The organism is Ensifer sp. ENS03 (assembly GCF_014852035.1).
Lineage (GTDB): Bacteria > Pseudomonadota > Alphaproteobacteria > Rhizobiales > Rhizobiaceae > Ensifer > Ensifer adhaerens.
Window position 1 is genome coordinate 958,198 of the sequence record NZ_JACVAV010000002.1, and the last position, 25,145, is coordinate 983,342.

General features: G+C 64.4%; 29 protein-coding genes. 18 read left to right on the plus strand and 11 right to left on the minus strand.

Features of this window, described 5'->3' with window-relative positions; translation table 11 throughout:
* Window positions 1-36: 36 nt before the first annotated feature.
* On the plus strand, window positions 37-1,029 hold the full coding sequence (locus IB263_RS11425; protein WP_112772266.1) for a squalene cyclase: 993 nt from the start codon (window positions 37-39) through the stop codon (window positions 1,027-1,029).
* Window positions 1,030-1,064: 35 nt separating this feature from the next.
* On the opposite strand, the gene IB263_RS11430 is transcribed toward IB263_RS11425, so the two are convergent.
* On the minus strand, window positions 1,065-1,694 hold the full coding sequence (locus IB263_RS11430; protein ID WP_234824508.1) for a TetR/AcrR family transcriptional regulator: 630 nt from the start codon (window positions 1,692-1,694) through the stop codon (window positions 1,065-1,067).
* Window positions 1,695-1,813: 119 nt separating this feature from the next.
* Between IB263_RS11430 and IB263_RS11435 the strand changes: the two genes are divergently transcribed.
* Together IB263_RS11435 and IB263_RS11440 are read left to right on the plus strand one after the other, a co-directional pair.
* A complete protein-coding gene (locus IB263_RS11435) occupies window positions 1,814-2,374 on the plus strand; it encodes a GFA family protein (protein ID WP_246810367.1) in 561 nt (186 codons plus the stop codon).
* Window positions 2,358-2,660 carry a hypothetical protein gene (locus tag IB263_RS11440; protein ID WP_060581749.1) on the plus strand — a complete coding sequence of 101 codons (303 nt, stop codon included), beginning with the start codon at window positions 2,358-2,360 and terminating at the stop codon, window positions 2,658-2,660. The genes IB263_RS11435 and IB263_RS11440 overlap by 17 nt, the downstream gene beginning before the upstream one ends.
* A 58-nt stretch (window positions 2,661-2,718) precedes the next feature.
* Here IB263_RS11440 and clpS read toward each other — a convergent pair whose 3' ends face one another.
* Window positions 2,719-3,030, minus strand: a complete 312-nt coding sequence (gene clpS / locus IB263_RS11445; RefSeq protein WP_034788786.1) for an ATP-dependent Clp protease adapter ClpS — start codon at window positions 3,028-3,030, stop codon at window positions 2,719-2,721.
* 151 nt (window positions 3,031-3,181) lie between these two features.
* A complete protein-coding gene (locus tag IB263_RS11450) occupies window positions 3,182-3,748 on the minus strand; it encodes a hypothetical protein (RefSeq protein WP_192438503.1) in 567 nt (188 codons plus the stop codon).
* A 189-nt stretch (window positions 3,749-3,937) separates the two neighbouring features.
* Here IB263_RS11450 and ychF point away from each other — a divergent pair, with 189 nt between their 5' ends.
* A complete protein-coding gene (gene ychF, locus IB263_RS11455) occupies window positions 3,938-5,041 on the plus strand; it encodes a redox-regulated ATPase YchF (RefSeq protein ID WP_034788804.1) in 1,104 nt (367 codons plus the stop codon).
* Between the two features lie 59 nt (window positions 5,042-5,100).
* Here ychF and IB263_RS11460 read toward each other — a convergent pair whose 3' ends face one another.
* Window positions 5,101-6,207, minus strand: a complete 1,107-nt coding sequence (locus IB263_RS11460) for a hypothetical protein (protein WP_192438504.1) — start codon at window positions 6,205-6,207, stop codon at window positions 5,101-5,103.
* A 188-nt stretch (window positions 6,208-6,395) separates the two neighbouring features.
* Between IB263_RS11460 and IB263_RS11465 the strand changes: the two genes are divergently transcribed.
* The 3 genes from IB263_RS11465 (at window position 6,396) to IB263_RS11475 (ending at window position 7,669) form a co-directional block, all read left to right on the plus strand.
* Entirely contained in the window at window positions 6,396-6,848 is a 453-nt protein-coding gene (locus IB263_RS11465) for a MaoC family dehydratase (RefSeq protein WP_034789044.1), read from the plus strand.
* Window positions 6,848-7,318 carry a MaoC family dehydratase gene (locus IB263_RS11470; RefSeq protein WP_192438589.1) on the plus strand — a complete coding sequence of 157 codons (471 nt, stop codon included), beginning with the start codon at window positions 6,848-6,850 and terminating at the stop codon, window positions 7,316-7,318. The genes IB263_RS11465 and IB263_RS11470 overlap by 1 nt, the downstream gene beginning before the upstream one ends.
* 138 nt (window positions 7,319-7,456) lie before the next feature.
* The gene (locus tag IB263_RS11475; protein WP_060518722.1) at window positions 7,457-7,669 is read left to right on the plus strand and encodes a hypothetical protein; all 213 of its coding nucleotides are present in this window, start codon (window positions 7,457-7,459) and stop codon (window positions 7,667-7,669) included.
* 45 nt (window positions 7,670-7,714) lie between these two features.
* Here IB263_RS11475 and IB263_RS11480 read toward each other — a convergent pair whose 3' ends face one another.
* The gene (locus IB263_RS11480) at window positions 7,715-8,260 is read right to left on the minus strand and encodes an adenine phosphoribosyltransferase (RefSeq protein ID WP_034788812.1); all 546 of its coding nucleotides are present in this window, start codon (window positions 8,258-8,260) and stop codon (window positions 7,715-7,717) included.
* 194 nt (window positions 8,261-8,454) lie between these two features.
* On the opposite strand from IB263_RS11480, the gene IB263_RS11485 reads away from it, so the two are divergent.
* The gene (locus IB263_RS11485) at window positions 8,455-8,640 is read left to right on the plus strand and encodes a DUF1059 domain-containing protein (protein ID WP_034788815.1); all 186 of its coding nucleotides are present in this window, start codon (window positions 8,455-8,457) and stop codon (window positions 8,638-8,640) included.
* A 45-nt stretch (window positions 8,641-8,685) separates the two neighbouring features.
* Here IB263_RS11485 and IB263_RS11490 read toward each other — a convergent pair whose 3' ends face one another.
* The 3 genes from IB263_RS11490 to IB263_RS11500 are packed head-to-tail and all read right to left on the minus strand — an operon-like array spanning window position 8,686 to window position 11,194.
* The gene (locus tag IB263_RS11490) at window positions 8,686-9,945 is read right to left on the minus strand and encodes a CCA tRNA nucleotidyltransferase (RefSeq protein ID WP_192438505.1); all 1,260 of its coding nucleotides are present in this window, start codon (window positions 9,943-9,945) and stop codon (window positions 8,686-8,688) included.
* Window positions 9,942-10,574 (minus strand): CoA pyrophosphatase, encoded by a 633-nt coding sequence (locus IB263_RS11495; RefSeq protein WP_034788821.1) that lies wholly within the window; start codon window positions 10,572-10,574, stop codon window positions 9,942-9,944. The genes IB263_RS11490 and IB263_RS11495 overlap by 4 nt, the downstream gene beginning before the upstream one ends.
* Window positions 10,571-11,194, minus strand: coding sequence for a DUF1285 domain-containing protein (locus tag IB263_RS11500; protein ID WP_192438506.1), 624 nt, complete (start codon window positions 11,192-11,194; stop codon window positions 10,571-10,573). Before IB263_RS11500 ends, IB263_RS11495 begins: the two co-directional genes overlap by 4 nt.
* Window positions 11,195-11,467: 273 nt before the next feature.
* Between IB263_RS11500 and IB263_RS11505 the strand changes: the two genes are divergently transcribed.
* The 6 genes from IB263_RS11505 to IB263_RS11530 are packed head-to-tail and all read left to right on the plus strand — an operon-like array spanning window position 11,468 to window position 19,215.
* Window positions 11,468-12,481 carry a MoxR family ATPase gene (locus IB263_RS11505; protein ID WP_034789050.1) on the plus strand — a complete coding sequence of 338 codons (1,014 nt, stop codon included), beginning with the start codon at window positions 11,468-11,470 and terminating at the stop codon, window positions 12,479-12,481.
* Between the two features lie 3 nt (window positions 12,482-12,484).
* A complete protein-coding gene (locus tag IB263_RS11510; protein ID WP_034788827.1) occupies window positions 12,485-13,405 on the plus strand; it encodes a DUF58 domain-containing protein in 921 nt (306 codons plus the stop codon).
* Complete coding sequence (locus tag IB263_RS11515) at window positions 13,402-16,230, plus strand: DUF4159 domain-containing protein (protein ID WP_192438507.1); 2,829 nt, start codon at window positions 13,402-13,404, stop codon at window positions 16,228-16,230. Before IB263_RS11510 ends, IB263_RS11515 begins: the two co-directional genes overlap by 4 nt.
* 10 nt (window positions 16,231-16,240) lie before the next feature.
* Window positions 16,241-18,310, plus strand: a complete 2,070-nt coding sequence (locus tag IB263_RS11520) for a hypothetical protein (RefSeq protein ID WP_060606708.1) — start codon at window positions 16,241-16,243, stop codon at window positions 18,308-18,310.
* On the plus strand, window positions 18,307-18,786 hold the full coding sequence (locus IB263_RS11525) for a GNAT family N-acetyltransferase (protein ID WP_060606705.1): 480 nt from the start codon (window positions 18,307-18,309) through the stop codon (window positions 18,784-18,786). Before IB263_RS11520 ends, IB263_RS11525 begins: the two co-directional genes overlap by 4 nt.
* A 6-nt stretch (window positions 18,787-18,792) precedes the next feature.
* Window positions 18,793-19,215, plus strand: a complete 423-nt coding sequence (locus tag IB263_RS11530; protein ID WP_192438508.1) for an N-acetyltransferase — start codon at window positions 18,793-18,795, stop codon at window positions 19,213-19,215.
* A gap of 9 nt (window positions 19,216-19,224) precedes the next feature.
* Here the strand turns inward: IB263_RS11530 and IB263_RS11535 are convergent, their stop codons facing one another.
* The gene (locus IB263_RS11535; RefSeq protein ID WP_060518737.1) at window positions 19,225-19,770 is read right to left on the minus strand and encodes a GNAT family N-acetyltransferase; all 546 of its coding nucleotides are present in this window, start codon (window positions 19,768-19,770) and stop codon (window positions 19,225-19,227) included.
* A 260-nt stretch (window positions 19,771-20,030) separates the two neighbouring features.
* Between IB263_RS11535 and IB263_RS11540 the strand changes: the two genes are divergently transcribed.
* Window positions 20,031-21,008, plus strand: a complete 978-nt coding sequence (locus IB263_RS11540; RefSeq protein WP_113187212.1) for a glutathione S-transferase family protein — start codon at window positions 20,031-20,033, stop codon at window positions 21,006-21,008.
* 26 nt (window positions 21,009-21,034) lie between these two features.
* Here IB263_RS11540 and IB263_RS11545 read toward each other — a convergent pair whose 3' ends face one another.
* Complete coding sequence (locus tag IB263_RS11545) at window positions 21,035-21,502, minus strand: NUDIX domain-containing protein (protein ID WP_246810995.1); 468 nt, start codon at window positions 21,500-21,502, stop codon at window positions 21,035-21,037.
* Between the two features lie 110 nt (window positions 21,503-21,612).
* Here IB263_RS11545 and IB263_RS11550 point away from each other — a divergent pair, with 110 nt between their 5' ends.
* Window positions 21,613-22,515, plus strand: coding sequence for a metallophosphoesterase (locus IB263_RS11550; protein ID WP_034788848.1), 903 nt, complete (start codon window positions 21,613-21,615; stop codon window positions 22,513-22,515).
* A 183-nt stretch (window positions 22,516-22,698) separates the two neighbouring features.
* Entirely contained in the window at window positions 22,699-23,247 is a 549-nt protein-coding gene (locus tag IB263_RS11555; RefSeq protein ID WP_082566327.1) for a tetratricopeptide repeat protein, read from the plus strand.
* 73 nt (window positions 23,248-23,320) lie between these two features.
* Here the strand turns inward: IB263_RS11555 and IB263_RS11560 are convergent, their stop codons facing one another.
* A complete protein-coding gene (locus tag IB263_RS11560) occupies window positions 23,321-24,340 on the minus strand; it encodes a DUF3313 domain-containing protein (RefSeq protein WP_192438510.1) in 1,020 nt (339 codons plus the stop codon).
* Between the two features lie 285 nt (window positions 24,341-24,625).
* Between IB263_RS11560 and IB263_RS11565 the strand changes: the two genes are divergently transcribed.
* The gene (locus IB263_RS11565) at window positions 24,626-25,144 is read left to right on the plus strand and encodes an RNA polymerase sigma factor (protein WP_034788854.1); all 519 of its coding nucleotides are present in this window, start codon (window positions 24,626-24,628) and stop codon (window positions 25,142-25,144) included.
* The last annotated feature ends 1 nt before the right edge of the window (window position 25,145 follow it).

Here is a 25,145-nt window from a genome sequence, read left to right on the forward strand (position 1 = left end):
CTAGCTTGTGCAATCGAAACGGGTCAGATCGACCCGATGGCACAAGCCTGGAGCACGCCCGTGACCGACCCGGTGATTGACTGGCTTCTCGCATCGGATCCCGCAATTCGCTGGCAGGTGATGCGCGACCTGCTGGACGCCCCAGAGTCTCTATGGAAAGCCGAACGGGCCAAGGTGGAGACCGAAGGCTGGGGCGCCAGGCTTCTCTCGCATCAGGATGACGATGGGCAATGGGCGGCAGGCGCCTTCATTCCCGCCGGTTTCGACGCGCACGAGTGGACCGAGCACGGCCAGCCCTGGACGGCAACGTGCTTTTCGCTGTCGCAGCTGCGGGAGTTCGGTCTCGACCCTTCGTCCGATCGGGCCCGACGAACCGTCGACCTGATCGGCGCCAATTCGCGCTGGGACGAAGGCGGCCAGCCCTATTGGCAAGGCGAAGTCGAGGAGTGCATCAACGGCCGCACCGTTGCCGACGGCGCCTATTTCGGCGTCGACGTTTCGCGGATCGTCGACAGGCTCGTCGGCGAGGCGCAGGCCGATGGCGGCTGGAACTGCGAACGGGCAAACGGTTCGCTCCGGTCCTCCTTTGCCACCACCATCAACGTGCTCGAAGGCTTGCTTGCGTTCGAAAGGGCGACCGGTGGCACGCCACAGTCCAAGGCGGCGCGCCGGGCCGGCGAGGACTATCTGCTCAAGCGCCATCTCTTCCGCCGCTTAAGCACGGGCAAAGCCGCCGACGAACGCTTCCTGTGCCTCTGCCACCCGAGCCGCTGGCGATACGACATCCTGCGAGCGCTCGATTACTTTCGCGCCGCGACGCTCCTTTACGGTGCGGCACCTGATCCACGGCTCAGCGAAGCGATCGGCCATCTGCGTTCGAGGCGGCTCGAAAACGGCGCATGGCCACTCGACTGGCGCCCCGCCGGACGGGTGTGGTTCGACGTCGATGACGGGGTCGACGCCCCTTCGCGATGGGTGACGCTCAAGGCGATGCGCGTGCTCAAATGGTGGGACGCCCACTTGCCGTGAAGGCGGCGCGCCTCAGCGCAGTCCGTATCCATCCATTACCCGGGCCTATGGGCCGCCAGAAAGATCCGCACCGCCTCCGCCGCATGGGCTCGGAGCACCTCCGGCGTCGGAATGGCGCTGTCTCCGAGCAGCATGGCGTCATTTACCGGCCCGCCCATGACCAGCCAGTTGAAGAACCCGCCGGCGACCTCGGCGTCCTTCACCCGAATGTCGCCCTTCTCGCCATAGCGCCTGAAGGCGACCGCCAGCCGCCGGATCGAGCGCATCGGCCCGCGCTCGTGCAGCGCTTCGCCAAGCTGCGGAAACCGCTCCACCTCGGCGATGACGAGACGGCGAACCTGCATCAGCCGCGGCGTCATCACGATCGTCAGCAACTGCGTGGCATAGTCGAGCAGGAAGTCCTCGATCCGCTCGTCGCCATCGGGATCGGCCACCTGCTCCTGGAATTCGTCGCCTGCTCCCCCCGTCATGCTGCGCACGACTTCGAGAAACAGCGCCTCCTTGTTCTGGAAATGGGAATAAACCGTCTGCTTCGACACCTCCGCCGTCGCGGCGATCTCGTCCATGTTAGTGCCGAGAAAGCCGTGCTTGAGAAAGAGATCACTGGCTGCAGCCACGATCAGTTTGCGGGTGCGCTCCATGCGCGTCTTTGCGCCGTTGCTCAAACCTGCCCTCCCCCTGCCGTATCTCACCAAATCACTTGGCTTACAGAATAGGCCAGTCGGATTGACAAATCAAACTGGACGGTCCAGTCTAGTTAGTGAAGTCGGATCAGGAGATGGCCATGGCCAAACCACAGGAAAGACATCGCATTGCCGCCTGCCGCTGCGGGTTAGTTGCCTTTGAAGCCGCCGGCGAGCCGATCGTCGGCGCCGCCTGCTACTGCACCAGTTGCCGCACCGCCGGCGAGCGTTTCGAGGCCTTGCCGGAGGCGTCGCCGGTCATGGAAGCCGACGGCTCGACGCGGTTTGCGCTCTACCGCAAGGACCGGATCCGCTGCGTCAGGGGCAGCGACCTTCTGCGCGAACACCGGCTGACGCCGGAAGCGCCGACGCGCCGGGTCATCGCCAGCTGCTGCAACTCGGCCATATTCCTGGAATTCAAGGGCGGTCACTGGCTGAGCGTCTACAATCAGCGTTTTGCCCCGGACGAACAGCCGCCGCTCGAAATGCGCACGATGACGAAGGATCGCAAGGCCGGCGTCGAGTTTGCCGACACGCTGCCGAGCTACAAGACACATTCGGGCCGCTTCATGTGGCGGCTTTTGACCGCCTGGGCGGCGATGGGATTCAAGGCGCCGAAGATCGACTATGTGAAAGGCGAGGCCAATGGCATCCCAGGCTGAGAAGATCGAGATCGAAAACATCGTCTCGCCCGGCCACAAGTACCGCGTCGACCGGGTGAAATACGAGGCGATGCGTGAAGCCCTGCTCGCGGTGCTGCCGCCCTCAGCACCGGGCCTGAGCGTGGCGGACGCGAAGGAGCAGCTGCTGCCGTTGCTGCCGCAGGACCTTTTCCCCGGCGGAGCGAAGGCGGGCTGGTGGCTAAAGGCTGTACAGCTCGATCTCGAAGCCAAGGGCACGATCGAGCGCGAAGCGAGCAAGCCGCTTCGCCTGCACAGGAAGCCATGAGGCAGGCCGATGGCCGCCGGGCAGTTCTCCGGCTGCCACTCACTATTCATGAGGCCTGCTAGTCCTCTGGCTCGGTGGTGAAAAGCAGAGGGAAACCCGCTTCCTTGGCGAGATCGGTTGCTTCCTTGGCCTTGGTTTCGGCGATGTCGCGGGCGCAGACGACCACCACGCAGCTCCCCATCTTGTGGGCCGTCATCATCACCCGGTAGCCCGCCTCCTCGCTCATATGGAACACGGCCTTGAGCACGCCGACGACGAACTCGCGCGGCGTGTAATCGTCATTGAGCAGCATGACCCTGTAAAGCTTCGGCCGATCGAGCTTCGGCTTCACCCTTACTTTGACTTTTCTGGCAACCTCGTTGTCACTCATCGGAACCACCCCGTTGATGACAGATTGACCGGCACCACCGCGGGGCAGAACCGCCTCGGCGCACCGTCAGACGCACCGGCGCCGAAGGCGCACTATCCTACGGGCGCAGGTGCCGATCAAGCAAAAGCAAGCGCACGGACGCAGGCGGAGATCAGCGCCTCCCCCAATGGCCGACGAACATCGCTGCTGCTTGGTCATAGGAGCGGGCTTTTTCCAGCGCCGCCCTTGCTTCTTGCTTGCGCGCCAGCAACGCATGGAAGAAGCAATGCACGAAAAGCGGCGCGTCCGCTCCCTCCGGCGAGCCGTCAGGCGCAACGTAGAGGGCCGCCCCTCCCTTTTCGACAAAGGCATCGCCATAGCGCTTGCCACCGGTCTCGCAGCAGGTGCTGAGCACGATCTTGCCGTCAAGCCTGGCATGTTCGGCGATAACGGCGGGCGGCAGGCTGCCCTCGATGAGCATCGAGGTGTCGATTTCCTCGATGTATTCGCCAAAGACGAAGCCGTTCTCGTCGCCGTGGCCGGAAATGATCAGGTGCTGGTGAACGAGCTCGCCGCCAGCGAGCAAGGTCAGGAAATCGCCTGGTGTCCCCGTCAGATGCAGCGTGACGACGGCGCCCATGCTTTCGAGCGTCGCGCGGATCAACAGCGCCTCGAGTGTGTCGCCAATATCGACGACGGCAACCGGCACGCGCGGAAACAAGAACTTCTGGTCGATCAATGCGGGGCTCCTCAATTTCTTGGCCGCCGAACAGGGCCGGCGGAAATCCGAGCGCATATGCGGCCCGAAGAGCACGCGTTCAACGGCCTCGACCCCTTATTTACCGTGAACAGGGCCTGCGCCCTTGACCGGGGAGCGCCCTTCCCGCATAGCCACGCCAACGGAATTTTAAGATACGGACGAGACCCCATGGGCTTCAAATGCGGTATTGTCGGACTGCCGAACGTCGGCAAGTCCACGCTCTTCAACGCACTCACCAAGACGGCAGCGGCGCAAGCGGCCAACTATCCCTTCTGCACCATCGAGCCGAACACCGGCGAAGTGGCGGTGCCGGATCCGCGCATGCGCAAGCTGGCCGACATCGCGAAGTCGAAGGAAATCATCCCGACGCGCATCTCCTTCGTCGATATCGCCGGCCTGGTGCGCGGCGCGTCGAAGGGCGAAGGCCTCGGCAACCAGTTCCTCGCCAACATCCGCGAAGTCGACGCCGTGGTTCACGTGCTGCGCTGCTTCGAGGATGACGACATCACCCACGTCGAAGGCCGCATCAATCCGGTCGCCGATGCCGAGACGATCGAGACCGAGCTGATGCTCGCCGATCTCGACAGCCTCGAGCGCCGCACCGAGCAGACCCGCAAGCGCGCCGGCGGCAAGGACAAGGATTCGATGGCACAGCTTCCGATCATGGAAGCCTCGCTGAAGCTTCTGCAGGACGGCAAGCCGGTCCGCACGCTGCTTTCGACGCTCGATGCCGAAGAACTGCGTATCCTGCAGGGCCTCAACCTCCTGACCGCCCATCCGGTTCTCTATGTCTGCAACGTCGCGGAAAGCGATGCCGTCGACGGCAACGAACACACGCGCGCGGTTGCCGAAATGGCCAAGGCGCAAGGGGCGGAAAGCGTCGTGATCTCCGCTGCCATCGAGTCGGAAGTGGCGCAACTGCCGGAGGAAGAAGCCAAGGAGTTCCTGAGCGCGCTCGGTCTCGAAGAAGCCGGTCTCGACCGACTGATCCGTGCCGGCTACAAGCTGCTCGACCTCATAACCTATTTCACCGTCGGCCCCAAGGAAACGCGTGCCTGGACAATCCAGCGCGGCACCAAGGCTCCGCAGGCCGCCGGCGTCATCCACACCGACTTCGAGCGCGGCTTCATCCGCGCCAACACCATTGCCTTTGAAGACTACATCGCACTTGGCGGCGAAGTGGGCGCCAAGGAAGCCGGCAAGGCCCGCGACGAAGGCAAGGAATACGTCGTCCAGGACGGCGACGTCATCCACTTCCGCTTCAACACGTAAGACCTGTCGGTCTGATCCCGCACTCAAGGCGCGGGATCGGAGCGCATCAGAACTTGATACTACGGCGCGGCATGCAACCGCGCCGTTATCGTTTCCGGCAAGAGGTCGATGACCATGCGGCGCAGCCGCTGCCAGAAAATGCCGATGAACAAGACCGTTACCCCGACGACCGCAAGGGCGATGAAGGCGTAACTGTCGAGCGATGCATTGGTCTTGCTCAGCACGGTCCAGATCGCGCCGCCCAGCGACAACAGCCCCGATGTGACGAAGGCGCGGCGGTCGATGACGAGCCCGACCAGCATGAACACGGCGACGATCACAATGGCGGAAGTGGCCTGATTGAAGCTCGCCTGTCCGTCCCACCACGTTGCACCGCCATTGACCAGGAACACCAGTCCCATCAGCGAGTAAAGCAGAGCCGGCGCGGCTGCGAGATGCAGCCAGAAGGCGATGTCCGAACGGGTGGTGAGCCGCTGCGGGTCCGAAACGTCGTAGCGCATGGCGATCGCGAAGACAGCCAGTGCCCCGACGAGCAGGGTCAATGGAAGCAGCAGGACGTAATCGGGGTTGGCCACGTCGATACCGAGGGCCCTCTCGAATGCGAGCAGGACCGCCACCACGCAGGTGAGCGCGATCGACAGCACCAGACCGGCCAGCGCAAGCGGAACGCGATAGCGCCAGTAGAACAGCGCCAGCGGGATCGGGAAGGTCGCAACGTAGACCAGGGTGAAGGTAAGCGGGTGCCAGGTGTCCTCATGATCGTCCACCAGCCACATCGACGTCATTGCGACCCAATGGACGAGCGCGAGCGTCAGCACCACCGAAGGCAGCGCCAGACGCTGGCGCCGCACGAGAATTTCCGCAAGCACGAGAATGACCGGCAGCGTTGCAAGCGGACCGGTCAGGCCCCACAGGCCGATGAGCACGACCACGATGCCGATGGTGATCAGGATGTCGTGAAAGCCTCTGATAAAGCGCGGCTGTTCGCTGTCTTCCGCCGCCCGCGCATCGAGCGCGGCGTCGGCCCTGTCGGCCGCGGCATCCGATGCCGCCGGTCCGAAACGGAAGCCGCGATCAGCCAGATAGACTTCGAGATCGCGCACCTGATGCGCGGATATGATGCCTTTTTCGGCTGCGCCCGCGAGCGCTCTGTTCAGTTCGGTCACGCGCTTTCCTCAGTCAAGACACGAGCGGATGGGACGGATTATCAGCTGGTTGCATGGACAAGAGCCAAGCGCAACCGCGAAACGTCGCGAGCGACCTGCGATGTTGCGCATCTCCGCTCAAATCGATTCCGCTTCCGGAGATTATGCAGTAGGTAATGCGGCAACAAATCAGACGGGACAAGGCAAGCATGCTCTACTTCGAGGATTTTTCCGAAGGCCGGCGGTTCGACTACAAGCCGGTCGAGATGAAGCCACCGGAGATGATCGCGTTTGCCAACGAATTCGATCAGCAGCCGATGCACCTCGACGAGGAAGCGGGAAAACGCAGCATTCTTGGTGGTCTCGCCGCCTCCGGCTGGCACACCAGCGCCATCGGCATGCGCATGATGCTCGATGCCTTCATGGGAAATTCCACGTCCCAGGGCTCGCCCGGCATCGATTTCATGGATTGGAGGAAGCCGGTCATTGCCGGTGACGTGCTCTCGGGCTTCAGCCTCGTGCTGGAGGCGCGCCGTTCGAAGTCGAAACCCGATCTCGGCATCGTCAAATTCCGAAACGAAATCAATAACCAGGCCGGTGAACCCGTGGCGGTTTCCGAATGCTCGGTTCTCTTTCGCTGCCGCGACAAGGGCAAAGCCTGATGATGACGATGGAAGAATTCTACGCGGCCAAGAGCCGGACCGTGATCGGCAGCCTGACCTTTACGGCCGAGGACATCATCCGGTTTGCCACCGACTTCGACCCCCAACCCTTCCATCTCGATGCGGAAGCGGCGCGGCATTCGCTGTTTGGCGGCCTTTGTGCCTCGGGCTGGCATACCTGCGCCGGGTGGATGCAGTGCTTCGTCAAGTTCTGGCGAAACGAGCAGCGGCGGCTTGCCGCGGAAGGCCTGAAGGCGCCGAACCTCGGCCCCTCACCCGGATTTCGTGACCTGAAATGGCTGAAGCCCGTCTATGCCGACGACACGGTCACCTACTTCGTCACGTTTCTTGAAAGCCGGTCGTTTGCTTCAAAGCCCGGCTGGCGGGTCAACACGATCCTGTGCGAAGGCGAAAACCAGCACGGCGAAGCGGTGATCCGTTTCGAGAGCAAGGTCATCGAGTTTGTCTGACCGGACGAAACCGGCCAAACACCATCATTTCTTAAAATCGCCTTTCGCCGGGTGTACACTCTCGGGATAAAGGTTGCGCGCCCTTGGCCGCGCCCAAGCGGCTTGCGGGCAGCGACCATTGCTAGCGGAGGAGCGGCTATGGAAAAAACCCACGCCCGCGAACTGGCGGACGAGTATCTGCGTCTTGGCGGTCACCGTCGCGTCGTCATCGATGATAACGAAACATCGGTCAGAAGCTGGGAAGACGAGCCGCCGGAAGCCGAAAAATTCTGGCTCACCGAAGTGGAGACATTGTCGCCGGCAGCCCAGCGCGAAGTGCAATTGATGCTGCGGACGATCAACCGCATGTAGGCCAAGGGAAGGGCGCGGTTCCCGCACCCATCCCGCAACGACCGATCAGTGGCCCTCGAACTCGATCAGCGTGCGGACATTGACGCCGAGCGCTTCGAGTTTCTTGCGCCCCCCGAGTTCAGGCAGGTCGATGACGAAACAGGCGGCGACGATCTCGGCGCCCATCTGCTTCAGGAGCTTGGTGGCCGCTTCCGCCGTACCGCCGGTCGCGATCAGGTCGTCGACCAGGATCACCTTTTCGCCCGGCTGGATCGCATCCTTGTGCATCTCCATCTCGTCGACGCCGTATTCCAGGCTGTAGGCGATGCGCACGGTGTCGTGCGGCAACTTGCCCTTCTTGCGGATCGGCACGAAGCCCGACGAGAGCTGATGCGCGATCGCGCCACCGAGGATGAAGCCACGCGCCTCGATGCCGGCGATCTTGTCGATCTTGGTGCCGGCATAGGGATGCACCAGTTCGTCGATCGCGCGGCGGAAGGCGCGCGGATTGCCGAGCAACGTGGTGATATCGCGAAACATCACGCCCGGCTTCGGATAGTCAGGAATGTTCCGGATGGCGGCAATCAGTTCCGATTGAACGGTGGAGGTCATGGGCAAAAGGGCCTTTGCGTCTCTTGTTACCGCAAACCCATAACACCATCGGCCCGCTTGTCTATAACGGTTTCTTGTCGCGCGTTCGGCGGGAACAATTGGCCGTGCCGGGGGTTGATGCTACTCTGACCGTGCGGTCGCCCGACCGGCGCGCCGCGCTCTCGCATCAAACTTACACAGGGAAGGAAGCAACCATGCGCCTGTTTGAATGCGGTTCCCTCGTCCCGGGTTGCGAATGGCACACCCGCGCCGACAACGATGCCGAAATCGTGCGCCGCGTCGTCGACCACATGCGTGAAACGCATGGCGAGACCGTCATCCGCGAAAACATGATCGACAACATCAAGGCCCGGATCACCGACGAGTCCAAGGCGGCCTAGCCGTCCGGCCAAGGCGGCTTAAGCCGTCCGGCCACGGCGGCCTGATCAGGACGGCTGCACCATGGCTTCGAGCCGGGCGACGAGGTTTGCCCGGTCGAGATTGAAGTTGCGCTCGATCCAGACATTTTCGAGTTCGCCGAGGATTTCCCCCACACGCGGGCCGGCCGGCACGCCGGCCTTCAGCACGTCACCGCCATTCAGCGGGAAGCTTGGCCGCTTGAAGGCCTCGGCCCGCGCCAGGAGCCGCCGCAGCGAAGCGGTCTCGGACAAAAACGCCGGGTCGCCATCCGACTTGCGCCGCGCTGTTGAGAGCGCCAGTCGCAGTCTTACGACGATCCCTTCCACGCCCTGACGATAGAGCAGCCGATCGAATGCCGTGTCGACGGTCGTCGCCGGGACCGCAGGCGCCTTCGCCCAGCGGCTGAAATAGGCAGCCTCCGCCTTCGAGACACGCAGACGCTCTGCCATCGCCTCCAGACGCTCCTCATCCGGCGGCACGATCGCGGAAAGGCGCAGAAGCGGGTCCGGCTTCCAGCCGAAGGCCCGCTCGGCGGCAACGAGTTCCGGGATTGCGTCGATGCCCCATTTCTCGGTTTCCGGCAGGATTTCGGTGAGCACGCCGGCCTGGCGCATCCAGAGCAGCGCGCGGCCGGGATCATCGGCCGAAAGCAGCTTCTTCGTTTCCGCCCAGACCCGCTCGGCCGAAAGCGTTGCAAGCTTCGAGCGCGCACGGGCACAGGCACGCAAGCCGTCGGCATCCGGCCGGCCGCGGCCGTAATGGGCGAAGAAGCGGAAGAAGCGCAGGATGCGCAGATAGTCCTCGGCGACACGCTCGCTGGCATCGCCGATGAAGCGCAGCGTCCGCGTTTTGATGTCGGCGAGCCCCCCGACATCGTCGAAGACCTCGCCGCGGTCGTTGGCGTAGAGTGCGTTGATGGTGAAGTCCCGCCGCTCGGCATCGGCCTTCCAGTCGGTGCCGAAGGCCACTTCCGCACGGCGGCCATCGGTCGCAACGTCACGGCGAAGCGTCGTGACCTCATAGGGCGTGCCGCCGATGACGAGCGTCACCGTGCCATGGTCGATGCCGGTCGGCACCACCTTGATGCCGGCTGCCTTCGCCCGCTCGGCGACTTCGTCGGGGCGCCAGGTGGTCGCCATGTCGATATCGCCGGCCGGCAAGCCCATCAAGCTGTTGCGCACTGCGCCGCCGACGACCCGGACTTCGCCGCCGTCGACATTGAGCACATCGAAAACGCGACGCAGAGAAGGCGTCGAGAACCAGCCTTCGCCAGCAACCGAGGTCATGCATAAAGCCTTTCATAGAGCATGCGCAGAATTCCGGCGGTGATACCCCAGATGTTGCGGCCGCCATAGGGCATCCGGTAGAAATGCCGTTCCTCGCCCTGCCAGTGGCCACTGCCGCGATCGTGATTGCCGGGGTTCATCAGGAACGACAGCGGCACCTCGAAGACGCTTTCGACCTCTTCCGGGTTGGGCACGAGCTCGAAACCCGGCTTGACCACCGCCAGCACCGGGGTGATGCGGAAACCGGACATGGCCATGTAATGCGGAAGCCGGCCGATGGTTTCGACGAAGCGCGGATCGAGCCCGATCTCTTCCTGCGCCTCGCGCAACGCCGCCACTTCGACCGACCGGTCTTCGGGGTCCACGGCACCGCCCGGAAAGGCAACCTGGCCGGAATGCTTGCGCAGGCTAGTGGTGCGCTGCGTCAGGATAACCGTCGCATCGTCGCCATCATCGACGACAGGCACCAGGACCGCGGCATCCTTGAGCTTCAGCGTCTCCAGATAGGGCACGATGCCTGGATTGAGCAGGAAGTCGCCGTGCTCGCGCCAGGAGGTCTCGATCGGCCCACCCATCTGGGTCAGCGCCCGACGACGAAACTCGTCGGCTGAGAAGGGATGCGCATTCATCGGGAAAGCGCTTCCAGCTCGGCTGCCGGCATGATCGGGAAGACCGCACCGCCCGAGCGCACGCAGAACATCTCCGTGCCGTCGATCGCAAGCGTCTCGCCGAGCTCGACGATGTCATACATGACCGGCCGCGACACCAGGGCCTCCAGCCGCCCTCGCACATGCAGGTAAGGCTTCAGCTCGCGGTTCTCGCCATGGATGACGAAGCGCAGCGGATGCTCCGGCCCGGCTTCGACCACGTCGCCGACATTGGTGCGGAAGGTCAGGACCTGCCCCTCCTCCCCCTCGGTCACGCTCATCTCGACGGCGACAAAGGGCGCATCGACGATGCGGATGCCGACCTTTTCCACAGGCGTGACGAGATAGGTGCGCCCATCCTCGTCCTTGCGCAAAACGGTGGAAAACAGCCGCACCAAGGGCTGCCGGCCAATCGGCGTGCCCAGATAGAACCAGGTTCCGTCGGCGCGGATCTCCATGTCGATGTCACCGCAAAACGGCGGATTCCAGCGGTCCACCGGTGGCAGGCCGCGCGCTTTTTCGCCAGTCTGCCCGGCGGCACGCGCAATCAGGGCCGCCAGTCCGGCCGCATCGCCGGTTTGCTGAATTTCGGCTTCTGCCATTGTTCCGTCCCGTTTGACCTCGATTTTGCATCGAGACCTTTGATATCTCACGAGATAGTGCGTCGGCGCCGACTTGTCAGCCGTCCGGCAGGGTCTAAATTGGATTTTGGCGACTGAAATCCAGGCTACCGCATGATTCCTTGAATCGGGATCGATCTAAGGACAGGCGTCATGCGGCGGCTCAATATTACAGCGAGCCTGGCGCGCGCTATAAGGACGCGCGGCGCTGTAGGGGCGATTCGGTTTAACAACGGGCGACCGGGGAGTATGACCATGAGTGTGATGAAGGGCGCGGCTGACGCGATCGACGAGAAGGCGATTGTCGCTGCGGCCGAAAGTGCGCTGGGCGAAATCGCCCGGGTGCGTGCGGAAGTCGGCAAAGTCATCTTCGGCCAGGAAAGCGTCGTCGAGCAGACCCTGCTTGCCGTTCTCTCCGGCGGTCACGCGCTGCTCGTCGGCGTTCCCGGCCTTGCCAAGACGAAGCTCGTCGCCACGCTCGGCACCGTGCTGGGGCTCGATTCCAGCCGCGTACAGTTCACGCCCGACCTGATGCCGTCGGATATTCTCGGTTCCGAAGTGATGGACCAGGACGGGGCCGGCCATCGCTCGTTCCGCTTCATTCCCGGCCCCATCTTCACGCAGTTGCTGATGGCCGACGAAATCAACCGCGCCTCGCCGCGCACCCAATCGGCACTGTTGCAGGCCATGCAGGAGTATCACATCACAGTTGCCGGCGCCCGCAAGGACCTGCCGGCGCCCTTCCATGTGCTCGCGACCCAGAACCCTCTGGAGCAGGAAGGCACCTATCCCCTGCCCGAGGCGCAGCTCGACCGCTTCCTGATGCAGGTCGACGTCGGCTATCCGGACCTCACGGCCGAGCGGCAGATCCTGCTCGAAACCACAGGTGTCGGCGAAGCGACCGCCCACCCGGTCATCGATGCCGCCCGGCTGCTGCAGATCCAGAGCCTCATCCGCCAGATGCCGGTCGGCGAAAAGGTGGTCGACGCGATCCTTTCGCTGGTGCGCTCCGCCCGTCCGGGCAACGGTAATGCCGCGACCGACAAGAACGTCGCCTGGGGTCCAGGCCCGCGCGCCGGCCAGGCGCTGATGCTCTGCGCCCGTGCCCGCGCGCTCTACGACGGCCGTCTGGCGCCTTCGATCGACGATATCCTGGCGCTGGCCGAACCGGTGCTTCAGCACCGCATGGCGCTGACCTTCGCCGCCCGCGCCGAAGGCATGACCGTGCGCGACGTCGTCGCCGATCTGGTGAAGCAGGCCAGAGGCTGACGCATGGCCACCGTCGGGCACATAGTCTCGCGTACTCCCGCCAGTGAAGTGCTTTCACGAGCGCAGCAGCGCGCCATGCTCGTACCCGATTGCCTGGTCGAGGCGCGACGGATCGCCAACACCGTAATTTCCGGCTGGCATGGCCGGCGCAAGCGCGGCATCGGCGAGAATTTCTGGCAGTTCCGGCCCTATTCGGACGGCGAGAGCATGTCGCGCATCGACTGGCGGCGTTCTGCCCGTGACGACCATACCTACGTGCGCGACCGCGAATGGGAAGCCGCCCACACCATCTGGCTGTGGGCCGATCTTTCGCCGTCGATGATGTACAAGTCGAAGCTCGGCACCGTGTCCAAGGAGAGCCGTGCGCTGGTACTGATGCTGGCGCTCGCCGAAATCCTCGCGCGCTCGGGCGAGCGCATCGGCTGCCCGGGCATCATGGAGCCGGTCTCGGCGCGCAACGCCGCCGAACGGCTGGCGACCGCCATCATGCTGAGCCCACTTGCCGAGGGCCTGCCGGAAACCGGAATGATCCGCAGCGCCAGCGACCTCGTGCTGATCGGCGATTTTCTCGATCCTGCCGAAAAGATCATGGACCGCCTCGGCCCGCTGGCCAGACGCGGCCTGCGCGGCCATGTGGTCGAGATCGCCGACCCGGCCGAAGAAGTGTTTCCCTATTCCGGCCGGACCGAATTCACCGACCCGGAGACCGGCGAGAAGCTGACCGCCGGCCGCGCCGAAGTGCTGCGTGAGGACTATCAGCGCGCCTATATTGGCCGCCGCGACACGCTGGGCGTGACGCTGCGCCATCTCGGCTGGACCTTCACCCCGCACAAGACCGACCGGCCCGCCTCCGAGGCGCTCGTCGCCGTGCACACCTATCTCTCCGGCATGCCGGGACGCGCGACCCACGGAGGCCAGCTATGAGCGGCCTCGCCTTCCTCTTCACCAATCCGGCCATCCTTGCCGCCCTGGTTGCCCTGCCGGTCATCTGGTGGCTGCTGCGGATGACGCCGCCAAGGCCGTCGGCCGAAGTCTTCCCGCCGCTGCGCATCCTCGCGTCGGTGATGAAGCGTGAGGAGACCCCGGCGCAAAGCCCGTGGTGGCTGACGCTGTTGCGCATGCTGATGGCCGCCGCCCTCATCCTTGCGATCGCCGATCCGGTGATCAACCCGCGGCAGAACACGCTTTCGTCAGCCGGTCCGCTTGCCCTCGTCATCGACAACAGCTGGGCGACGGTCTCCGACTGGAACCAGCGGGTCGAAGCCGCCGCTGCGCTGATCGACGACGCGGAAGCCAAGGAGCTTCCCGTTTCGATCGTCTTTACCACCGACCGCCAGCACGACGCGACGCCCGCTTCCGCCGCCGCGGCGCGCGACCGCCTGGCCGCCGCCCAGCCGCAACCGCTGCCGGCCGACCGAGAGCGGGCACTCGCTGCCATGAAGGCCGCGCTTGCCGGCTCTCCGCCCGGCACCCTCGCCTTCCTCAGCGACGGCATCGAAGCGTCGAATGGCGGGACGATGCAGCAGATCGCAGAGCTCGGCGCTACGAATGTCCGCCGGGTCGAGGGCAATGCGGAAAGCGCCATCGCGCTGACGGCAGCGACCAACGAAACCGACGGAATGCGGGTTACCGCCTCGCGCCTGCCGCTCGGCGAGCCACGCGCCTATTACGTGCTTGCCCGTGACATTCGCGGCACGGCGATCGCCGAGGGCGAGCTTCGCTTCGCGACGGGCGCCACGACGGCGGATGCCTTGCTGAAGGCGCCCTTCGAGCTGCGCAACGACTTCGCACGTCTGACGATCGAGGGCCAGGCGACGGCCGGCGGCCTGCACTTGCTCGATGACGGCAACCGCCGTCGCCGGGTCGCGCTGCTCAGCGGCGAGGTCCATCAGTCGCAGCCGCTGCTTTCGCCGCTCTACTACATCAAGCGCGCGCTCGAGCCGCATGCCGACCTGATCGAACCCCGCGAAGAGGCGGTCGGCAAGGCAATCGCCGAGCTTCTGGCCCAAAATCCGTCAATCCTCGTCATGGCCGACGTCGGCCGTCTGCCGGACGAAAGCTACCCGCTGGTCACGCGCTGGCTGGAAAATGGCGGCATGCTGGTGCGCTTCGCCGGCCCGAGGCTCGCCGGCGCGCCCGCCGACGACCCGCTCGTACCGGTCGTGCTCCGGCAGGGCGAGCGTACGCTCGACGGCGCGCTTTCCTGGTCGGAACCGCAGCCGCTTGCCGATTATCCGTCCTCGAGCCCCTTTGCCGGACTGGAACGCCCGCGTGACGTCCTGGTAAAGCGCCAGGTGCTGGCGCAACCGACACCCGATCTCACGGAGCGGACCTGGGCCAACCTCGCCGACGGCACACCGCTGGTGACGACCGCCGAGCGCGGCCGCGGCCGCATCGTGCTCTTCCACGTGAGCGCCGATCCGAACTGGTCGAACCTGCCGATCTCCGGCTCGTTCGTCGACATGCTGCGACGGTCCATCCAGCTTTCGCGCGCCGGCGGCGTTGCCGGCGATCAGCCAAGCAAGGCGCAGACGTTGCCCCCCTATCGCCTGGTGAGCGCCCGCGGCGAACTGACCGGCGACACCGGCAGCGCTCGACCGCTCGAAATCGCACCCGGCATCGCGCCCACCGTTTCCGCCGACACGCCCCCCGGCCTCTACGGCTCGGAGGAAGGTTTCGTCGCCAACAATCTGCTGCCTGACGGCGGCAAGCTCACCCCGATTACAGGCAATCTCGTCGGAGCGCGGGCCGAAGGACTGGAGGGCGCCCGACCCTTCTCGATCCGACCCTACCTCTTCGGGCTGGCGCTGGCGCTCTTCGTCCTCGATACGCTGATCGTTCTCTATATGGCCGGCGGTCTCGCCGGGCTGCGCCGGCGCGCAGGCCGCGGCGCCGCGGCCGCGGCACTGGTCGCAACCCTTGGCCTTGCGACGCTCGGCCTTGTAGCCGCTCTCGCCCCGGCGATCGCACATGCGCAGGACAGCCAGCCGAGCGACGAGCAGACGCTGCAGCGGCTGGACACGACCCATCTCGCCTACGTCATCACCGGCGAGCAGGAGGTCGACCGCCTCTCCGAACAGGGCCTCATCGGCCTCAGCAACTATCTGACCTACCGGACGGCGCTCGAACCAGGAGCGCCCGTCGGCGTCGACCTCGAACAGGACGAACTGGCCTTCTATCCGATCATCTACTGGCCGGTTTCGGCCACCGCCCCGATGCCGAGCAGCCGGGTCATGAGCCGGATCGACGCCTATATGCGCAACGGCGGCACCGTGCTCTTCGACACGCGCGACCAGTTTTCCTCGCTGACACCGTCGGACGCCGGCGACAGTCCCAACGTGCAGCGCCTGCAGGCGATGCTGAGCGGGCTCGACATTCCGCCGCTGGAGCCGGTGCCCTCCGACCACGTGCTGACGAAGGCCTTCTATCTGCTTTCGAACTTCCCCGGGCGTTATGCGGAAAGCCAGCTCTGGGTCGAGGCCGCCCCCAATGACGACGAAGACCGCAGCAATCGCCCCGTGCGCGGCGGCGACGGCGTCACGCCGATCATGATCACCGGCAACGATTTTGCCGGTGCCTGGGCCGTTGACGTCAACGGCGCGCCGCTCTTGCCGACAGTGCCGCCGGATGAGATGCAGCGCGAATATGCCTACCGCGCCGGCGTCAACATCATGATGTATATGCTGACGGGCAACTACAAGGCCGATCAGGTTCACGTGCCGGACCTTCTGCAAAGGCTTGGACAGTGAGGGCCGATCGATGACCTATGGCTTTGCCCCGCTGATCCCGTGGATCTACTTTGTCCCGCTGCTCGCAATCGCGGCGCTGTTCATCGCCTATGGCCTCTGGCAGAAGGTGCGCGGCGCCTGGCTGCGCCTGGCCGCACTCGCAGCGCTCGGACTGGCGATCGCCAACCCCTCCATTTTCGTGGAGTTGCGCGATCCGCTCTCGACCATCGTCGCCGTCGTCGTCGACCGCAGCCAGAGCCAGCAGAACGGCGACCGCACCGCGCAGACCGATCGCGCCGTCGAGGGCCTGAAGGAACGGCTGGCGGCCATACCGCTGATCGAGCCGCGGATCATCGAGGCAAACACCGATCCGGCAGATGTCTCACCGTCGACCAATCTCTTTGGCGCGCTTGCCTCCTCGCTGTCTGACGTTCCCCCGGCGCGCATCGGCGGCGCCATTTTCGTCACCGATGGCCAGATCCACGATGTGCCCGATGTCGCTCGCGCGCTCGGTTTCGACGCGCCCGTGCACGGGCTGATCACCGGCAAGCCCGATGAATTCGACCGGCGTGTCGAACTGATCAACCCGCCGCGCTTCGGCATCGTCGGTGAGGAACAGAAGCTCTCGTTCCGGGTGGTCGACGACGGGGCGGCACCCGGCGGCAGCGCCGAAGTCACGATCCGCCTCAACGGCAACGAGATCGCCCGCGAGCGGGCCGAGCCCGGCACGGACGTCCCGTTCGCCTTCAACGTTCCGCGCGGCGGCAACAACGTGCTCGAATTCGCCGTCGATGCTGTTCCGGGCGAAGTGACGACGGCCAACAACCGCGCGGTCCACGTGCTCGACGGCATTCGCGAGAACCTGCGCGTGCTCTTGGTCTCCGGCGAGCCGCATGCCGGTGAACGCGCCTGGCGCAACCTCTTGAAATCCGATGCGGCCGTCGATCTCGTACATTTCACCATTCTGCGTCCGCAGGAAAAGCAGGACGGCACACCGATCAACGAGCTATCGCTGATCGCCTTTCCGACGCGCGAACTCTTCGTCGACAAGATCAACGAGTTCGATCTGATCATCCTCGACCGCTACCAGCACCGCGGTCTGTTGCCGATCCTCTACTACGACAACATCGCGCAATATGTGGAGAACGGCGGCGCGCTGCTGATCGCGGCAGGTCCCGAACATGCCGGCGACGATTCGATTGCAGCGACACCGCTTGAGGCAGTGCTGCCGGCCGCGCCGACGGGCGTCATGAACGAAAAGGCCTTCTTCCCGCGCCTGTCGGAGGAAGGAAAGAAGCATCCGGTCACCCGCGGTCTGGAAGGCTCCGACAGCGAGCCGCCGCATTGGGGCCGCTGGTTCCGCACCGTCGACGTCAACCGACCGCAGGGCCATACGGTCATGGAAGCGGCCGACGGCAAACCGCTGCTGGTGCTCAACCGTGTCGGCAAGGGCCGCGTCGCCATGCTGCTCTCCGATCAGGGCTGGCTCTGGGCTCGCGGCTTCGAAGGCGGCGGACCCCACGTGTCGCTCTATCGCCGCACCGCCCATTGGCTGATGCAAGAGCCCTCGCTCGAAGAAGAGGCGCTAACGGCACGCGCACGCGGCCGGACACTCGAAATCACCCGCCAGACGATCGATGGCGATCCGGGTCCGGTGACGCTGGTCGCTCCCTCCGGCGGGAAGCAGGACGTCAAGCTGACCGAACGCCAGCCGGGCCTCTACTCGGCCGAAGTCGCCACCACGGAAACCGGGCTCTTCGAGATGTCGAACGGCGACCTCACGGCTCTTGCCCATGTCGGCGACCCCAACGCTCCGGAATTCAAGGCCGCGATCTCGACCGAGGACAAGCTGCGTCCCTGGGCGGAAAAGACCAAGGGCATCGTGCGGCGCCTCGCAAGTGCCGATGGACCGCTCGACCTGCCCACGGTTCTGCCGGTCAGGGGCTCGATCCGAGCGGCAGACGACCAGCGGCTCTCGATCCGCATGACCGACGAAACCGTGCTGAAGGGCGTCAATTCAGTGCCGCTGTTTACGGGCTTCCTTGGTCTTGCGGCGCTGCTGCTGCTGATTTCCGCCACCTGGTATCGTGAGGGACGATGAGCGACAGCACCATCGTCGTCAGCGACCTTCGCGACGCACCGCATTTTTTCGATGCCGTGGCCGACCGCGTCTGGCGCGCCTGGTGGGAACCGCATGGCTTTCCGCTGGAACACATTACCGGCCTGCTTCAGGCGAGCCTTGCCGACGATGCCGAGCCGCTGTGTCTGGTGGCGCATGCCGGCGACCGTTTCGTCGGCACCGCCTCGGTCATCGCCTCCGATCTTGAGGAGCGACCGGATCTCACGCCGTGGGTTGCTGCCGTCTGGGTCGATCCGCCGTTCCGCGGGGCAGGTATCGGCGGCGACATCGTGCTGAAGGCAGCGCAGGCGGCGCTCGATACCGGCGCCGAAGCCGTGCATCTTTGCGCCCTCTCGGGCAAGCGCGCCTTCTACGAGCGTCTCGGCTGGCAGCTCGACGAGACGGATGTCGGCGAAGACCGCCTGGATGTCTTCAGCATGCGCCGTGTCGAAAGGTAAAGGTCGATGTTCGTCGTCACCGACGCCCCGCTGCCCGAGGCGATCGAAGCAATCGGCAACGGTCTTGCAGCCTTCAACGCCGCCGACGTCGGCCCGTCGGAGCGACGCCCCCTCGCCGTCCTTGTCGGCGGCCCCGAGGCACAGGGAGCCCGCGGCGGCCTGAACGGCTACACCGGCTGGGGCTGGCTATTCGTGCAATGGCTGTGGTTACCGGAAGATCTTCGCGGACAGGGGCTTGCCGGCAAGTTGCTCCAGGCGGCCGAGGACGAAGCGCGCAATCGCGGCTGCCACAGCGCCTGGATCGACACCTTCAACCCGCAGGCCCTGCGCGCCTACGAGCGTCAGGGCTATGCGGCCTTCGGTGAACTGCCGGATTTCCCTGTTGGCCGAACCCGGGTGTTTCTGAAGAAATCGCTCGTCGCGCGATAAGGTCCGGGATCAGACGGCCAGCGGCAACGCAATCGGCTCCGCCTGCATCAGCCTATCATCCCGCCAAGCGATAACGCCGGCAAGTCCGGCATGCACACCCTCTGCCATTGGCACGACGAGCACCCGCGCCGGGTCGACCGGCCCAGGGAACTCGAGTGCCGCGTAACGCACCTTCTCGAAGCCGAGCGGCTGGTAATAGGGCGGATCGCCGACAAGGATCACCGCGTGTGAGCCCTTGCGCCGCGCCGCCTCGACCGCGATGCGCACCAGTTCCCGGCCGATGCCCTGGTTCTTGTGCGACGGCCTGACGGCGAGCGGTCCGAGCAGGTGGCCCTTGATCGAGCCCGCCATGACCGGCGTCATCCGGACCGATGCGATCGTCTCGCCATTGTCGGCGCAGATGAAGGACAGCGACCGGTCATGCGGCCCCTGCTCGCGGATGCGCGCGGCCGCCCGGGCAAACCGGCCGGGGCCGAAAGCTTCTTCGTTGATGATTTCGATGGCTGCGTCATGGGACGCGTCTTCGGTCAGATAGACGAGATCGTGCTTTTTCATGAGATCGAGAAACCAGGCATGCGAACAGACATAGGGATGGCTTCGCCCGATGAGGGCGTTGGCAGCATCAGCGTCGTCGCAGGTTTCCCGAGAACATCATCTGTGCGGATTCTTCCAGACACGAAAAAAGTTGTGAAATCGCCGATAGCAGAAATTTGCCCTCTGTCAAAGCCTAAAACGCACTGTTCCGATTTCGCCACCTATCGAATGTCGCTGGAAGCGCTATCTATTGACGCAACGATCACGAAGGAGTTTGTCCGATGGGCAGGTTGGTGGATGGCGTCTGGCAGGACGTCTGGTACGACACGGTGGCAACGAACGGCCACTTCAAGCGCAGCGCTTCGCAGTTCCGCAACTGGGTGACGGCGGACGGGTCGGCCGGCCCGAGCGGCGACGCCGGCTTCAAGGCCGAGGCCGATCGCTATCACCTCTATGTTTCGCTCGCCTGTCCATGGGCCCATCGTACGCTGATCTTCCGCAAGCTGAAAAAGCTCGAGGACCTGATCTCCGTTTCCGTGGTCGATCCGCTGATGCTCACCCAGGGCTGGGAATTCAAGGACGGCGGCATCGGCACCGGCGATCATCTCTTCGGCTCGAAGGCGCTGTGGCAGGTCTATACCCGCGCCGATGCCAACTATTCCGGCCGCGTGACCGTGCCCGTCCTCTGGGACAAGAAGCAGAACACCATCGTTTCGAATGAATCCTCCGAGATCATCCGGATGTTCAACTCCGCCTTCAATGGCCTGACCGGCTCGACGCTCGATTTCTATCCGGAAGAGCTGCGCGGCGAGATCGATGCGATGAACACCGACGTCTACAATGACGTCAACAACGGCGTCTACAAGGCAGGCTTTGCCACCACGCAATCCGCCTACGAGGAAAGTGTGACGGCACTCTTTGCCCGGCTGGACAAGCTGGAAGAGCGCCTCGGCTCGCACCGTTACCTCACCGGCAGCCGCCTCACCGAGGCCGACTGGCGGCTATTCACGACGCTGGTGCGCTTCGATCCTGTCTATGTCGGCCATTTCAAATGCAACATCCGCCGGATCGCCGACTATCCGAACCTCCAAGGGTATCTGCGGGAACTCTATCAGGTGCCAGGCGTGGCCGAGACGGTCGACATGCGCCACATCAAGGAGCACTACTACCGCAGCCACACGACCATCAACCCGACCGGCGTCGTGCCGGTGGGCCCGGTGCTCGACCTCACCGCCCCGCACGGCCGCGAGGCGCTGTAACACTGCACTGAAAGGGCAATTGATCGCTACCAGTAGCGATCGATTGCGATGCCGCCGGCAAGTTCCGCAAGCCGGCGGCATGTTGCCGGCGTGGTGTCGTCAGGCAGCGCGTCCAGTGCGAAGAAGCCACTTTCGGAAATCTCGAGATCGGGCGTTTTCGGCGCGCTCTGGCTGACACCGTCACAGCGGTAGAAGACGACGTGGTCGCGGCGGCTCGTGCGCCTGTTGTAGTAGACCTGGATGAGCACTGGCGGCGCCGAAACTTCGAGGTTCCCCTCCTCGCGCAACTCCCGCAGCAAGCCGTCGATCGAGGCCTCGTCGCGGTCGAGCCCTCCGCCCGGCAGGTGCCAGCCCGGCAGGTAGGAGTGGCGGACGAGGAAAACGCGGCCCTCGCCATCGAAACAGGCCGCCCGCACACCCATCGTCATGCCGCGTGCAACAGCGTAGTAGCCATGCGCAAGCCACATCAGCAGCCGGAGATACCAGCGCCGCATCTCCGGTGGCCGATCCTGTTCCAGGCGTTTTTTCCTTCCTCGTCCCGGCCACACGCGATTCATCGGGCGACCTGATTCCCCTCGGCCGGAATATGCGCTAGACGGGGTCGATGTTCAAACTCGCCCATATTTCCGACGTCCACCTCGGGCCCTTGCCCGAGCTATCCCTCAGGGAACTCGCTTCCAAGCGCATCACCGGTTTCGTCAACTGGCACCGCAACCGCAGCCGCCATCTCTTCACCGGTACGCTCGACACCCTGCTGGCCGACATCGAGAAGAAGGATCCGGACCATCTGGCGATGACGGGCGATCTCGTCAATCTCGCCTCCTCGCTCGAGATCAAGGCGGTGACAGAATGGCTGGAGGATGCGGGCAAGCCGGAAAACATCTCCGTCGTTCCGGGCAACCACGACGCCTATGTTCCGGGCGCCTACGAGAAGACCACCCGTGCCTGGTATCCCTATATGCGCGGCGACGATGCGCCGGCGCATTGGCATGACCGGCACCGCTGCTTTCCCTACATGCGCGTGCGCGGCCCGGTGGCGCTGATCGGCTGCTCGACCGCCGTTGCGACCCCGCCCTTTGCCGCCAGCGGCTATTTCGGCCAACGCCAGGCCCGCGCCACCGTCAATCTGCTGCGCCAGGCCGGCGAGGCTGGCCTCTTCCGCATCGTCATGATCCACCATCCGCCGATCCGCGGCGCGACCTCGATGCACAAGCGCATGATCGGCATTCGCCGCTTTGCTGCGACGATCTCCTCCGGCGGCGCCGAACTCGTGATCCACGGCCACACGCACCTCAACACTGTCTATTGGCTGAAGGGCCAGCATGCCCCTGTCCCGGTTGTCGGCATCGCCTCGGCCTCGCAAGGTCCTGGCGGCCACAAGCCGCCGGCAGCCTACAACCTGTTCACCGTCGCCGGTGAAGCCGGAAACTGGCACCTGACGCGCGAGCGCTACGCCCTGAACGACGATGCCACCACGGTGTCGCTCGCCGAAACCACACGCTTCTAGCCGAACGCAGCCTCCCTCCGCAGAAAATTCATCGCCCGGCGAATAAACCCCGGCCCTGCTGCGTCATACTCCGGTCCGCCGCCGCATGGCAGCGCGCCCGCCTCTGCGCGAATGCAGGACACGCAGTCGTTTGAAACAGCGCGAGGCTTTCGCGGTCATGCGCCAGCAATGGGAGATGGCATGATGAACCACAAGAACCTCGTTTTCGCCCTGTTTGCCGCCGGGGCAACCAGCTTCATGGCGCATGCGGTGATGGCCGCCGGCGAGGATACGAGCGAACCGCCGAAGAAAACCAAGACGACCAGCGAATGCACCGACGGCAAGGTGTGGGACGCCAAGAAAAAGGCCTGCGTTGACGCCAAGAAGAGCGACCTTGGCGACGATATCCTGTTCCAGGCTGCCCGCGAACTCGCCTATGCCGGCCAGTATGAAAATTCGATCAGGGTGCTCGGCGCCGTCAAGGACCAGCAGAGCGCCCGGGTGCTCAACTACCTCGGCTATGCCAACCGCAAGGCCGGGCGCATGGAACTCGGCATGCAGTACTACAAACGCGCGCTCCAGGCTGACGAGAACTACATCCTCGCCCGCTCCTACATGGGCCAGGCGCTGATCGAACAGGGCCGCGTCGAGGAAGCGCGTGTGCAACTCGTCGAGATCCGCGACCGCGGCGGCGAAAACACCTGGGCTTACCGCGCCCTGCTGCAGTCGCTCGGCGGCGTCCGCCAGTACTGACCGGGCGGTAACATGGACGGGCGGCGCCAGGCGCCGCCCTCGATCCGACGTGCCACAGACACGGACTGGGACGCTAGGTTTTCTTCGACCCGCTTGCCGCCGGCCCGTTCTTTTTGGGCTCGCTTGCCTTGGCTGCATTTCCCTTCGCCCCGCCTGCTGAGGGACCGCCTCCCGTCGTGCCGTCAGCAATCGACTTTGCCTCGTTCTTCTTCTCCGACCATTCCGGCGGCAGGCCGAGCGCGCCGCCAGCGATGCCGCCGAGACCGGATCCCTTGCCGAACACGGCGCAATCCGGATCGGTGGGTTTGCCGGTGACGGCATAGGCGACGCTGTTCTTGACGTTCTTCATCGACGGCAGCTCAAAATCGGCCTTCATCGGGTCACCCGATTTTTCGAGCAGCGCACTGAAGTCGCTTGAGAAGTCGCCTGCAAGCTCGAAGGCGTCGGCGGCCGTCGAGGCGCGGGACCCGTTGGTGAGGATGTTGGCGCCACGCGCCCATGCCAGCCCGGCGATCTGCTTGCCCATTGGGTCGAATGCCTCCGCCTCGACCGCGAGACTTCCAAGGCCGATGGGAATGCGCGGAACCGGGATCGGAGCGACGGCCGAGGTGACGGTCGACACGCCGGCGACGAATGCATTGGTCGATTTGACCTTGCTGATCACGGAGCGCACCGCCATGTCGGCGGGCTTGGAGATCGGCACGACGTCGAATTGCTCGCTCAGGGCTTCGCAGAGCGACCGGTCGATCGCCGTGGCCACCAGCTTCTTTTGCGGATCCCCGAGCTTGTCGAGATCCGCGGTGGCGGCAAAGGTCGTCGGGATCACATGCACCGTCTTGACGTTCTTGGTGGCAGCAGAATCCACCCGGTACTTCGTCTTGGTCACCATCCCGTCGCTGGCAACGAAATCCTTGTAGGACGATAGAGACCCCGTTTCCATGACCTGGGCGCTCTGGCAGGCGGCGAGCCCCGCAAACAAAGGCACCAGCGCTGCCGTGCGAATGACGGCCGCACCTCCCCGAATGCGGCGTCCGCCACAATGTCTCCCGACAAACCTGACAATACTCATGCCATTGCGATGCTGTGCGTTCATTGGCGTATCCCCGACGTCGACCTGCAGTTGTGCATGAGGTCCGGCCAGATTCGGGCCGAACTTTGACGCGATCTCCGGCCACCATTGCAGTTAACGGTAACGAAGCGCGTGATTAACGGCCGCGGGCAAGCGAAAGCTTTTTGGGAAAAGGCGCCATGAAGCAGCAGAATTTGCTTTCCGTTCCGGGACTTCCCTTGCAGACTAAGGAGCAAATGTTTCATATCATCCGCTCGTGCGCAGCACGGCGAATAAATGCATGATCCGGCACGTTTCATTGGAAGAGAAATGCGTCCAGCGGCAGAAACGAAGGACTTCAGACGCGACTTGGTCAGCCTGCTGCCCAAATTGCGCCGTTTCGCGATGACGCTGACGCGCAATGCCAATGACGCCGACGACCTCGTCCAGGAAGCCTGCGAGCGCGCGATCACCCGCAGCCACCTCTGGAACGGAGAGGGCCGGCTGGAAAGCTGGGTCTACGCGATGACGCGCAATCTCTGGGTCGACGAAATCCGCAAGCGCAAGGTTCGCACCGGCAGCGGCACCGTCGATGCGCTCGGACATGACGAACTCAGCATCGAGCCGTCGGCCGAAAAAGCCGTCTACGCCAATCAGTTGCAGAAGATGATCCTGTCGATGCCCGAGGGGCTGGCGAGCGTATTCCTGCTGGTCAATGTCGAAGGCCACAGCTATCGCGAGACCGCCGATATCCTGGGCATTCCGATCGGCACCGTCATGAGCAGACTGTCGACCGCGCGCCTCAGGCTCGCGGCGATGATCTCAGAGAATACCGAAAGGAGGGCCTGAC